The organism is Sphaerisporangium sp. NPDC051017 (genome assembly GCF_040683095.1).
Lineage (GTDB): Bacteria > Actinomycetota > Actinomycetes > Streptosporangiales > Streptosporangiaceae > Sphaerisporangium.
This window is the reverse complement of sequence record NZ_JBFBCI010000044.1, coordinates 17,401-29,426: the sequence shown is the minus strand read 5'-3', so window position 1 is coordinate 29,426 and position 12,026 is coordinate 17,401. Positions and strand designations below refer to the sequence as shown.

At 72.7% G+C, this 12,026-nt stretch carries 8 protein-coding genes; 7 read left to right on the top strand and 1 reads right to left on the bottom strand.

Going from position 1 to position 12,026, the window contains the following annotated elements:
- Positions 1-8: 8 nt before the first annotated feature.
- The 6 genes from AB0M95_RS28710 (at position 9) to AB0M95_RS28685 (ending at position 6,781) form a co-directional block, all read left to right on the top strand.
- Positions 9-746 carry a PP2C family serine/threonine-protein phosphatase gene (locus AB0M95_RS28710; protein ID WP_363770947.1) on the top strand — a complete coding sequence of 246 codons (738 nt, stop codon included), beginning with the start codon at positions 9-11 and terminating at the stop codon, positions 744-746.
- A gap of 26 nt (positions 747-772) precedes the next feature.
- Entirely contained in the window at positions 773-1,597 is an 825-nt protein-coding gene (locus AB0M95_RS28705) for a phosphatase PAP2 family protein (protein ID WP_363770944.1), read from the top strand.
- 72 nt (positions 1,598-1,669) lie between these two features.
- Positions 1,670-4,237 (top strand): ATP-binding protein, encoded by a 2,568-nt coding sequence (locus tag AB0M95_RS28700; protein ID WP_363770941.1) that lies wholly within the window; start codon positions 1,670-1,672, stop codon positions 4,235-4,237.
- Complete coding sequence (locus AB0M95_RS28695) at positions 4,234-4,902, top strand: response regulator (protein WP_363770938.1); 669 nt, start codon at positions 4,234-4,236, stop codon at positions 4,900-4,902. Before AB0M95_RS28700 ends, AB0M95_RS28695 begins: the two co-directional genes overlap by 4 nt.
- 224 nt (positions 4,903-5,126) lie before the next feature.
- Positions 5,127-5,477, top strand: coding sequence for a hypothetical protein (locus tag AB0M95_RS28690; protein ID WP_363770935.1), 351 nt, complete (start codon positions 5,127-5,129; stop codon positions 5,475-5,477).
- Between the two features lie 98 nt (positions 5,478-5,575).
- Complete coding sequence (locus AB0M95_RS28685) at positions 5,576-6,781, top strand: ImmA/IrrE family metallo-endopeptidase (protein ID WP_363770932.1); 1,206 nt, start codon at positions 5,576-5,578, stop codon at positions 6,779-6,781.
- A gap of 46 nt (positions 6,782-6,827) precedes the next feature.
- Here AB0M95_RS28685 and AB0M95_RS28680 read toward each other — a convergent pair whose 3' ends face one another.
- The gene (locus AB0M95_RS28680; protein ID WP_358516030.1) at positions 6,828-7,190 is read right to left on the bottom strand and encodes a DUF1304 domain-containing protein; all 363 of its coding nucleotides are present in this window, start codon (positions 7,188-7,190) and stop codon (positions 6,828-6,830) included.
- Positions 7,191-7,455: 265 nt separating this feature from the next.
- Between AB0M95_RS28680 and AB0M95_RS28675 the strand changes: the two genes are divergently transcribed.
- Entirely contained in the window at positions 7,456-12,015 is a 4,560-nt protein-coding gene (locus tag AB0M95_RS28675; protein WP_363770929.1) for a cation-translocating P-type ATPase, read from the top strand.
- The last annotated feature ends 11 nt before the right edge of the window (positions 12,016-12,026 follow it).

Genomic DNA, 12,026 nt, shown 5'->3' with positions numbered 1-12,026 from the left:
CTGAGCTCATGTCGAACAACGCGACGCTCACGCTGCGTTACGCGGCTCGCACCGACGTCGGCCTTCGCCGTCCGCGCAACGAGGACGCGGTGTACGCCGGCCCCAGGCTGCTCGCCGTCGCCGACGGCATGGGCGGGCACAGCCACGGCGAGGTGGCGAGCGCGACCGTCATCGCGGCCCTATCCGTCCTCGACAGCGACCCGCCGGGCGCCGACGTCCTCGGCACGCTGGAGGCCACGATCACCGAAGCCGGCCTGCGGCTGAAGGATATGGCGGCCCGGGACCCCAAGCTGACCGGTATGGGCACCACCCTCACGGCGATGCTGTGGGACGGCAGGCGCTTCGCGCTCGCCCACATCGGCGACTCGCGGGGGTACATGCTGCGCGACGGCTACCTCTACCAGATCACCCGCGACCACACCCTCGTCCAGTCCCTGGTGGACGACGGGCAGATGACCGCCGAGCAGGCGGCGGCACACCCGCGCCGGTCGCTGCTGATGCGGGCACTCGGCGGCACCGGTTCCGTCGAGCCCGACCTGTCGATGCGCGAGGCGTACGCGGGGGACCGCTACCTGATCTGCTCGGACGGTCTGAGCAGCGTGGTGTCCGCGCAGGTCCTGCACGAGACGCTGAGCTCGATCGACGACCTCGGCGAGGTGGCGCAGCGGCTGGTCGACCTCGCCAAGGAGGGCGGCGGGCCGGATAACATCACTTGCGTCGTCGCCGAGGTCCAGCCCGCCTCCTGAGCCCGGCCGCGGAGGTACCGTGAACGATGAGCACTCATGGTGACCACATCGGCTCGCATGGTGATCAGGGGCGGCCGAACCCGATCGGCGGATCGGACCAGCGGCGCATAGGCGACAGCGCAGGCGACGCCGGGACAGGCGGCTGGCTCGGGCGGCGGTTCGACCACGACAGGAGCCTCGGCCTGCGGCTCACGCTCGCGACGGCCGCGGTGTTCCTGGTCCTGGTGCCGTTCACGCTGCTGGCCGTGCTGGTCCAGACGTCGTTCGGGCCGCTGAACGACCTGGACGAGGGCGTCGCCCGCGACCTGCACACCTACGCCGTCGCGCACCCCGGCTGGGTGACGTTCCTCCAGGCCTGGACGGACGTCTTCTCCCCGGGCGTGTGGCGTGTCCTGGTCGGGCTGGCCGTGATCTGGCTCCTCTTCCGGCGGGCGCCGAGGCTCGCGCTGTGGGCGGCCACGACGATCACGGTGGGTGGGCTGCTCGGCGTCGTGCTCAAGGCCGTCACGGTCCGTGCCCGGCCCCACCTGCCCGACCCCGTCTCGCTCGAGCCGGGCTCGTCGTTCCCGTCCGGGCACGCGCTCAACGCGACGCTGGGCGTGGGAGTCCTGGTGCTGTTGCTGCTGCCCCTGCTGAAAGGCCGATGGCGGACGGTCGCGTGGGTCGTCGCCGCCGTGATCGCCCTGGGCGTCGCCTATACACGGGTGGCGCTCGGCGTGCACTGGGTCAGCGACGTGGTGGCGGGCGTCGTCCTGGGCGTGGCGGTGATCGCGGCCACGACGGCCGCCTTCGAGACGTGGCGTCTGCGGGGTCCATGCTCTTCGACGCGCCGCAACGTGGCCGCCCGGTAGCGGAGGGCGTGGCCGTGCGGTAACCGAGGGGGCACGTACGGTGGCCGCTCCGGCGTCGGGCACGATGGCGCTATGGGGGCTGAACGCCCGGAAGGCGCCGCGCCCAAGGGCAGGCTGCGCGTCTACCTCGGGGCGGCGCCGGGTGTCGGGAAGACCTTCGCGATGCTCGCGGAGGCGCGCCGCCGTGCCTCCCGGGGTACCGACGTCGTGGTCGGCCTGGTCGAGACCCACGGCCGGGCCCGCACCGCCGAGCTGCTCGAAGGGCTGGAGGTCGTCCCCCGCAGGACGCTGGTCCACCGGGGGACGACCTTCACCGAGTTCGACGCCGAAGCGCTGATCCGGCGGCACCCCCGCGTGGCGTGCGTCGACGAGCTGGCCCACACCAACGTCCCCGGCTCGCGCAACGTCAAGCGCTGGCAGGACGTCGAGGAGGTGCTGGAGGCGGGCATCGACGTGATCTCCACGGTGAACATCCAGCACCTGGAGTCCCTGCACGACGTCGTCCAGGAGATCACCGGCGCGCCGCAGCGTGAGACGATCCCGGACGAGGTGGTCCGGCGCGCCGACCAGGTCGAACTGGTCGACATGGCCCCGGAGGCGCTGCGCCGCCGCCTGGCCCACGGCAACGTCTACGGCCCGGAGCAGATCGACGCGGCCCTGGCGAACTACTTCCGCGTCGGGAACCTGACCGCGCTGCGCGAGCTGGCGCTGCTGTGGGTCGCGGGCAAGGTGGAGGACCAGCTCGACCGCTACCGTGCCGAGCACGGCATCGCCGGCCCCTGGGAGACCCACGAACGCGTGGTCGTCGCCCTCACCGGCGGCCCCGAGGGCGACACGCTGATCCGCAGGGCCGCCAGGATCGCCGGACGCAGCCGCGCCGCCGACCTGCTCGCCGTCCACGTCACCCGCTCCGACGGGCTCTCGCGCGTCGACCCCGCGCGCCTCACCCGGCAGCGCGACCTGATCGAGAGCATGGGAGGCACCTACCACCAGGTCGTCGGGGACGACGTCGCCCACGCGCTGATCGACTTCGCTCGCGGGGTGAACGCCACCCAGCTCGTGCTCGGCGCGTCCCGTCGCGGCAGGCCGGCCCAGATGCTCGCCCCGGGCGTCGGGGTCACCACGATCGCCCTGTCCGGCCCCATCGACGTCCACATCATCACGCACAAGGAGGCCGGGAAGGGCCTGTCCCAGGCCGGGCGGGCCGTCCTCCCGTTCCGCAGGCGCGCCGCCGGGTGGGCGCTGGCGCTGCTCGGGCTGCCCGCGCTCACCGCGGCCCTGTACGCGGCGCGGGGCACCCTCGCGCTGCCCGCCGACATCCTGATGTTCCTGCTCATGGTCGTCGTGGTGGCCCTGACCGGGGGGATGCTCCCGGCCGTCACGGCGGCCCTGGTCGGGTTCGGCCTGCTCAACTACCTCTTCACCCCGCCCTTCTACGCGCTCGGCGTGGCCCGGCTGCAGAACGCGCTGGCGCTCGCGGTGTACGTGCTCGTGGCGGTGATGGTCAGCGCCGTCGTCGACCTCGCCGCCCGCCGCACCCGCGAGGCGGCGCGGGCGGGGGCCGACGCCCAGATGCTGTTCACCCTCGCCGGGCACGTCCTGCGCGGCGACGCCGCCCTGCCCACGCTGCTGGAACGCCTGCGCGAGACCTTCGGCCTCGACGCCGTCACGCTGCTGGAACGCGTACCCGGGCTGCGGCCCGTCGCCGGCGACCGGTCCGACCCGCGCGCCTGGCGCGTCGTCGCCACCGCCGGGGAGCCCGCGGCGACCGCGTGCCCGGACCAGGCCGGCAGCGACGTCGAGGTGGGGGAGGACCTGGTCCTCGCGCTGAGCGGACGCCTTCTCGACGCCGCCGACCGGCGGGTGGTCGAGGCGTTCGCCGCCCAGGCGGCCGTCGCGCTGCGCCAGGAGCGGCTGGCGGAGGAGGCCGAGCGCGCCCGTCCTCTGGAGGAGGCCGACAAGATGCGCACGGCCCTGCTCGCCGCCGTCAGCCACGACCTGCGCACCCCGCTCGCCTCGGCCAAAGCCGCCGTGGACAGCCTGCGCGGGGACATCCGCTGGACCCGCGACGACTACGACGCGCTCGTCGACACCGCCCGGGAGTCCCTCGACCGCCTCGACCGGCTGATCGCCAACCTGCTGGACATGAGCCGGCTCCAGGCGGGCGCCCTCGGCCTCGCCACGCGTCCGATCGGCCTCGAAGAGGTCATGCCGCGCGTGATCGCCGACCTCGGGCCCGAGCGCGAGCGCGTCCTGGAGGAGATCTCCGACGAGCTGCCCGAGGTCGTGGCCGACCCGGCGCTGCTGGAACGCGTCCTCGTCAACCTGGTGTCCAACGCCCTGAAGTACAGTCCCGAAGGTGAGAAGGTGCTGGTCACGGCCAGCTCCTATGGGCGGTACGCCGAGATCCGGGTCGTGGACCGCGGGCCCGGCATCCCCGCCGTCCAGCACGACCTGGTGTTCCTGCCGTTCCAGCGTCTCGGCGACCGCGGCGACCACACCGGGGTCGGCCTCGGCCTGGCTCTCGCCCGGGGGCTGACGGAAGCGATGGGAGGCACCCTCCTCCCCGAGGAGACGCCGGGAGGCGGCTTGACTATGATCCTCACTCTGCCGATTTCCTCCAGGGCGGGCGGCGTATGACCAAGATCCTCGTCGTCGACGACGAACCGCAGCTCCTGCGCGCGCTGCGCATCAACCTTCTCGCGCGCCACTACGACGTCGAGGTCGCCAGGGACGGCGGCACCGCGCTGCGCCAGGCCGCCGGATGGCACCCCGACCTGGTCGTCCTCGACCTCGGGCTTCCCGACATCGACGGCGTGGACGTCATCCACGGGCTGCGGGGCTGGACCAGCGTCCCGATCATCGTCTTGTCCGGCCGGGCCGGAAGCGCAGACAAGGTCGACGCGCTGGACGCCGGGGCCGACGACTACGTCACCAAACCGTTCGGCATCGACGAACTGCTGGCCCGCATTCGCGCGGTCACCCGGCGCTCGGTCACCCAGGACGAGGAACTGGCCGAGATCACCGTCGGCGACCACGTCGTGGACCTCGTGGCCAAGACCGTCTCCGGCGGCGTCCGGCTCACGCCCACCGAGTGGCACCTGCTGACCATCCTCCTGCGCAACCCCGGCAAGCTGATCAGCCAGCGCCGCCTGCTGACCGAGGTCTGGGGCGCCAACTACGTGAAGGAGACGCACTACCTGCGCCAGTACATGGTGCAGCTCCGCCGCAAGCTGGAAACCGACCCCGCCCACCCCCGCCACCTCCTCACCGAACCAGGCATGGGCTACCGCTTCCAGCCATGAACAGCCACCCGGTCACGCAGGTCCGGAGAGCAGGGCCGACAGTCGGTCGCGTGGGTCAGGGGCGAGGACCGGCAGGTCCGGCCGCAGATATGCCGCAAACGGCTATCTAAGACGTATCTCGAAAACCCCTGTCACCTGGGAAAACAGGTTCGCCATACTGAGCCCATGCGTGCCCCCAGACGCCGACGCCCCTCCGTAGAAGCCTCACACCGCCACCTGAAGGCGTGTGTCTGGAAGAGCTGGCCCTCAGGGTGTCCTACGTCGGCAGCGGGGAACACAAGTCGTATCCATCGTTCGCCGGGCGGCCCAAGCTCCGAGCGGACGCCGGCAAATGCGATCCGAAGTTCGGTGACCCCGCCGAGATCACGGAGTGGTTGCGGTCGACCATCGCGTGTGGCAACGTCGGCGCGCCCTGGGAGGGGGAGTTCCCTCGTTACGCCTGGCATCGCCTGGATAATGTGATTTACGAGGCGAGGTTGGTCAACCAGGAGCTCGGTCAGTACAAGGGGTACCCGCTCGATCGAGATGAGTGGCCGGAGGGGCTCAACGAGATCAGTGGAGGCGGTGACCGATGACGACGGTTCCAGAGTTGAGGTTCCGCTGGGACTGGGAGGTAGCGCCGGGGGTACGCGCTCCGGAGCATCGAGCCACGTGGGCTCGCATACAGATCAGCGTGGGGTCCGAAGACGTCACTCTGGTCGAAGACCTGAGCTCGGGCAGCTCACGCCGATCCATTTATTGTCCTCTCTATCCGATCGCCGAATGGCTGGCATACAACTGGTGGTTCCTGCGGGCGGACGCTCGTCCCGCGCGCGCCCTGGCGATCGACGCTCGGGGGCGTTTCGAGACGCCGGAGTTTCAACGGCACTCACTCCGGGCCAGTGGGGACGGATTTCTCTGGCCGGACCTTCTCATCATCCCCGACGGGCGGCAGACGCATCTGATCTGGCACGAGGATCGGCGGGTTTCGTCCCAGCGGTCGATCAGATTCCTGGGCAGAGGGGAAGCGTACCTTGATCGGGAAGCTGTCGAGCGGGAGTTCGCCCGTTTGATCTCCGCTGTGCTGACCCGGCTCGCTGAAATGGGCATTACGGGCACACCTCTGGAGAAAGAGTGGGCGGAGATCCAGCGGGCGGAACCCGAAGAGGCGGAATTCTGCATTGCCGCAGCCCGACTGGGCCTGGACCCCTATGCCGAGGCGGAGCCATACGAGCAACTGATACTCCAAGCCTCCGAAGACCTTCAGGGGCAGCTCTTCGGGGACTTTCTGGACGCGGTCGAACCGGCGTCGATGGGCAAGGCGTTGGAGTGGCTGCACAGGGCGCGAGCAGAGATAGCGTCTTCTCGCCAGGCGATGGACGCGCTCGAGTTGCGTAACGAACTGCGTATGCCTCCAACGTCGCCCGGAGACCGGTCATGGCAGAGAGGCTGGAACCAGGCCAGAGCGGTACGGCAGGTGCTGGGGCTTCCGGACGGTGATGCGTTCGTCCTGGACCCCTACATCGTCGGCCTCGACCGGCGGGCGGCGGATCGCGGGCTGCAGGCGGTCGCCGGCGCGGCGGAGGACTCGGGTCCCTTGGCGATCATCCAGCCCGACCGTCCGGCCACTTCGCGGCGGTTCACGCTTGCCCGTGCGCTGTGGCATTACTTGTGGGAGCCGGAACCGATCTTCATCGTGACCACCGCGTACACGGAACGCCAGAAAGTCGAGCGGGCGTTCGCCGCGGAGCTTCTCGCTCCGGCCGGTGGCATCAGTGAGCTTCTCGGCAACGCTCCCGAAGCGGCGTTGCCGGATGATCTCGAAGCGATCGCCGACCGCTTCGACGTGTCCCCGATGGTGGTCAAACATCAGTTGGAGAACCAACTGCTCGCGGTCTGAGGCCGGCGGGGGCTCGGAGGTCGGCGCGGGGGCGACGCGCGCGGCGTCAGTGGGTCAGTAGGACGAGGATCAGGCCGATCAGGGCCGGGATGGTTTGGACGAAGAGGATTCTTCTGCTCGCGGTGGCGGCGCCGTAGAGGCCGGCGACGGCGACGCAGCTCAGGAAGAAGATCTTCGCCTGGAAGCCCGCCGGGTCGGCGGCGAGCAGGCCCCAGACGAGGCCTGCGGCGAGGAAGCCGTTGTACAGGCCCTGGTTCGCGGCCAGGGTCCGCGTCCTGCGCGCGAGGTCGGGGTCGGTGCCGAAGGCCTTCATCGCCCGGGGCGTCGTCCAGAGGAACATCTCCAGCACCAGGATGTAGACGTGCAGCAGCGCGATCGCGGCCACGACAACGTCGGCGACCACTGTCATACGAGCTCCTCGGAATCGGGGGGACGGCCTTCATCGAGCGGCCTGCCCAGCCTAGAGACCCCCGGTCCGGTCCGCGATGGCCTGAGCCGTCTGAGCGGTGGTGTACGTGAGCTTGGTTTATGGGGTCCTTCTGGGAGGAAGAGTGTCGGGGACGGCCGCCCGGTCGTTGGAGACGGCGGCTGACCTGGTCATTCGTACGGCTCCGCTGGACGCCCCCCGGACTCCCGCGTGGAGGGATGATGAGGCGCGCCCGCCGGAGAGCCGCATGGCGCTGACGCGTGTGCTGGCGACCCCGCTGTCGCTGCTGCGGGCCGTCCTGCCCACTCCGCTGCGGGGCGCCGTCCGCTCCCCGCGCAGGCTCGTGCCCTGCCCCGGAGGAGTGCGCGTCGACCTGCGGGCGATCGGCGGCGCGGGCACCGTGGACGCGGTCCACGCGCTGGAGGACCGGCTCCGCGCGGTGCCCGGCGTCGCACGGGCCGAGGTCAACGGCCGTCTCGGTTGCGTCTTCGTCGGGTTCGCGCAGGCGGACCCCGGCGCGCGCCGGCCCGACGAGGCCACGCTGCTGGCGATCGTCGAGGAGTTCGACGTCAACGGCGACGTCAACGTGGACATCAACGTGGACGTCAATAGGGACTTCAATGGGGGCACGGCCTGCGATGGCCCGGCCGGCCCGGCCGGCCCGGCGGACGAGTACAGGCGCACGGCGATCCGCCTGACGGCGAGCGCGGTCGCGGCCGGGCTGGCGATCGCCGGCCAGATCGTCCGCGTACGGCCGCTGAACCCGACGGTGCCCGCCATCGCGAACCTGCTGAACTTCAGCCCGGCCGCGCGCGAGGCGCTCGACGCCCGTCTCGGCCGCGGTCCCGCCGACACGCTGTTCACGACGGTCCTCATGGTCACGCAGACGCTCGCCACGCGTCCGCTCGGGCTGGTCGCGCAGACGATGGGGTCGGTCTGCCGGTACGTGGAGGCCAGGGCCGAGCTCGGATCCTGGAGGCTGCTGGAGGAACGGCTGGCCGCCGTTCCGGGGAGCTACCGCCACATCCGGTCGATCGCCGGGCCGCGTCCGGACCATCTGCCGCACGGCCCCGCCGAGCGGTACGCGGAGATCGCCGGCCCGGCGTCGGCCGCCGCCTACGGGGCGACCCGGCTGGTCACCGCGCACGGCCCGCGCGCGCTGTCGGTCCTCGTCGCCGGCACCCCGAAGATCGCCGACGTGGCCCGCGAGGCGTTCGCCGGGGCGGTCGGCCGTGCGCTGGCGGCGCGCGAGGCGGTCGTCCTGAACCCCCACGCGCTGCGCGCGATGGACCGGGTCGACACGGTGATCCTGCACCCGGACGTGCTGACCACCGGGGCCTGGACCATCGACCGGGTCGAGCCGCTCACGGACGGCATGACGACCGGCGAGCTCTACGCCCGCCTGTACTCGCTGATCGACTTCTCCGATCCGTGGCGCGGGGCCCGTTCCGGCCGAGACGGCGTGTCCCCGGAAGGGACCGGGAACTCGGCCGGTGACAGGGCCGGGGAGAGCGGGGACGGCTGGTCGGTCACGCCGCTCGACGACCTGAACGTCCTGCCCTCGGCCTGGGCCGCCGCGTGGGGGGAACGCGGCCTGCGCGCCTTCGAGGTGCGCCGCGACGGGAGGCCGATCGCGGTCGCCGGGCTTGCGCGCGAGGTGGACCCGCTGGCCGAGGCGATCGTCGCCGCCGCGAAGGCCGCCGGGACGGTGGTGCTGGCGGGCGGCGAGGATCTGGCCCGGCGGTTCTCGATCAAGAACGTGCTCCCGGCCGGCGCCGACGCGGCCTCCCATGTGTACGGCCTGCAGGCGCGCGGCCACGGCGTGGTCGTGGTGTCGCGGGGGGCGGGCACGGCGCTGGCGCGGGCGGACATCGGCGTCGGCGTGCCGGACGCGGCCGGGCTCGTCCCCTGGGACGCCGACGTCGTCGCCGACGCGGCCGGTGTCCACCTGTTCCTGAGCTGCCTGCCCCGGGCGATGGGCACGAGTACGAACGGGGTGCGGCTCGGCGCGGCCGCCGCGGTCGTCGGCGGCCTGCTCGCGATCGCCGGGCCGGAGGCGACCGCGCTTCGCCGGGCGTACTTCCTGGACGCCGCCGCCTCGCTGGCCGCCGTCCTGCTGGGCGAGTGGTCGGGACGCGCCGCCGGCCGCATGCCCACCCCGCTGCGCGCCGACACGACCCCGTGGCACGCCATGTCGGTCAAGGAGGTCCTGGCGCGCCTCGGCTCGTCGTCCAACGGCATCACCGGCGAGGAGGCCGAGAGGCGCCGCCGCGAGGGCGTGACCGAGGAGGCCGAACGTGCGGCGTCGCTCGCGCGCACGCTGGGCGAGGAGCTGGCGAACCCGCTGACCCCCGCGCTCGCGGCCGCGGCCGTCCTGTCGGCCCTGGTGGGCTCGGTACTGGACGCCATCATGATCAGCGTGGTCATGGCGACGAACGCGCTGCTCGGCGGCGTGCAGCGGTTTCGCGCGGGCCGGGCGCTGCACCGGCTGACCGAGGCGACCGAGGTCCGGGTGCGGCTACGCCGTCCGGACGGCACCGTGGCCGCCACCAAGGAGGACCTCGCTCCGGGCGATGTGGTCGAGCTGCGCGCGGGCGACGACGTCCCCGCCGACGCGCGGGTCATCAAGGCGGACGGCCTGGAGGTGGACGAGTCGACGCTCACGGGGGAGTCGCAGCTCGTCACCAAGACGGCCGCGCCGACGGTGGCCGCGGCCATCGCTGACCGCGGCTCCATGGTCTACCAGGGCACGACGGTCGCGGCGGGCAGCGGGCGCGCGGTGATCGTCGCGACCGGCGACATGACCGAGGCCGGACGCAGCGCGCGGCTCGCCGCGGAGCCGAGCCCGCCGACCGGCGTCGAGCTGCGGCTGCGCGAGCTGAGCCGCCGCATCCTGCCGATCTCGATCGGCGCCGGTGTCGTCCTGCTGTTCACGGACCTGCTGCGCGGCCGTCCCCTGGCCGCGGCGCTCACCCCGGCCGTCAGCCTGACGGTGGCCGCCGTCCCCGAGGGGCTGCCGTTCGTGGCCACCCTGGCCGAGCTGGCGGCGGCGCGGCGGCTGTCGAAGCGTGCCGCTCTGGTGCGCAACCCGTCCACGATCGAGGCGCTCGGGCGGGTCAACGTGCTGTGCTTCGACAAGACGGGGACGCTGACCGAGGGCCACATCAGCCTGCGGTACATCTCGGACGGGCACGCCGGCGCGCGCGTGGAGGAGGCCGGCGACCGGCTGAGGCGGATCCTCGCGGCGGCCGTCCGGGCGAGCCCGACGGCCGGCGGCGGGCGGGTGATCCCGCACCCCACCGACCGCGCGGTCCTGGGCGGGGCCGAGCGCGTCGGCGTCACCCCGCGGGAGGGGCTGGAAAGCTGGGAGCGCGTCGACGAGATGCCCTTCGAGCCGGGCCGCGGGTACCACGCAGTCCTCGGCGCGACCGAGCGCGGGCAGTTGCTGAGCGTCAAGGGCGCCCCCGAGATCGTGCTCACGCACTGCGACAAGGTGCTCGCCGACGGGGCCGTCGTCCCCTTGGACGACGTCGCGCGGCACGCGCTGGAGCGGGAGGTCGACCGTCTGGCGCATCAGGGGTACCGGGTGCTGGCGGTCGCCGAGCGCCCCGCCTCCGACCGGAGCGACCTGGACGAGTCGCGCATCGACGAACTGTGCTTCCTCGGATTCCTCGGCCTCGCCGACCCGGTGCGCCCGACGGCCGCCGAGAGCGTGCGCCGCCTGGTCCGCGCCGGGGTGCGCATCGTGATGGTGACCGGCGACCACCCGAGCACCGCCGAGGCCATCGCCGCCGAGCTGGACGCGCTGAACGGCCGCCGCGTGATGACCGGCCCCGAGCTGGAGGAGCTCGACGACGAGACGCTGACCAAGGTGCTGCCCGACGTCGCCGTCTTCGCCCGCGCCACTCCCGCGCACAAGGCGCGCATCGTCACCTGCCTGCGCCAGGCCGGGGAGGTCGTGGCGGTCACGGGGGACGGCGCCAACGACGCGCCCGCGATCCGCATGGCGGACGTCGGCATCGCGCTCGGCTCGCGCGCCACGCCCGCCGCGCGCGCCGCCGCCGACCTGGTGGTGACCGACGACCGCATCGAGACGATCGTGGACGCCATCGTCGAGGGCCGGGCGATGTGGACCTCGGTGCGCGACTCGCTGAGCATCCTGCTCGGCGGCAACGTCGGCGAGATCGTCTTCACGGTCGGCACCGGACTGCTCGCGGGCGGCAGCGCGCTCAACGCCCGCCAGCTCCTGCTGGTGAACCTGCTCACCGACATGGCGCCGGCCCTGGCGGTCGCCGTACGGCCGCCCGCGTCGGTCGACCCGGAGAAGCTGCTCGCCGAGGGTCCGGAGGCGTCGCTCGGCGCGTCGCTGACCCGGGACATCTACCTGCGCTCCGTCGTCACGGCGAGCGCCGCCATCGCGGCCTGGCTCGCCGGGCGGCTGACCGGCACGAAGGGGCGGGCGGACACGGTCGGGCTGGTCGCGCTCGTCTCGGCCCAGCTCTTCCAGACCGTGGCGGGCGGCGGGCGGGACCGGCTGGTCGTGCTGGCCTCGCTCGGATCGCTGGTCGTGCTGTGGCTGGCGGTCTCCGTGCCGGGGGTGAGCCACTTCTTCGGCAGCCGTCCCCTCGGCCCGGTGGGCTGGGTGATCGGCCTGGGCAGTGCCGCCGCCGCGACCGGCCTCGGCGCGCTCGCGCAGCGGTGGGAGAGGCGGGCTCCGGCGGTGGGGGAGCCGTCCGGGGACGCGCGGCCGGTCCCCGCCGCCCACGAGGCCGGGCCGGAACGGTCGCCCTCGTACCAGGGGGCCTGAGCCGAGGGCCC

Excerpts from the sequence above, each read along its gene's own strand:
- AB0M95_RS28700 (WP_363770941.1), top strand. The coding sequence starts at position 1,670 with ATGGGGGCTGAACGCCCGGAAGGCGCCGCGCCCAAGGGCAGGCTGCGC.
- AB0M95_RS28695 (WP_363770938.1), top strand. The coding sequence starts at position 4,234 with ATGACCAAGATCCTCGTCGTCGACGACGAACCGCAGCTCCTGCGCGCG.
- AB0M95_RS28705 (WP_363770944.1), top strand. The coding sequence starts at position 773 with ATGAGCACTCATGGTGACCACATCGGCTCGCATGGTGATCAGGGGCGG.
- AB0M95_RS28675 (WP_363770929.1), top strand. The coding sequence starts at position 7,456 with ATGGCGCTGACGCGTGTGCTGGCGACCCCGCTGTCGCTGCTGCGGGCC.
- AB0M95_RS28710 (WP_363770947.1), top strand. The coding sequence starts at position 9 with ATGTCGAACAACGCGACGCTCACGCTGCGTTACGCGGCTCGCACCGAC.
- AB0M95_RS28680 (WP_358516030.1), bottom strand. The coding sequence starts at position 7,190 with ATGACAGTGGTCGCCGACGTTGTCGTGGCCGCGATCGCGCTGCTGCAC.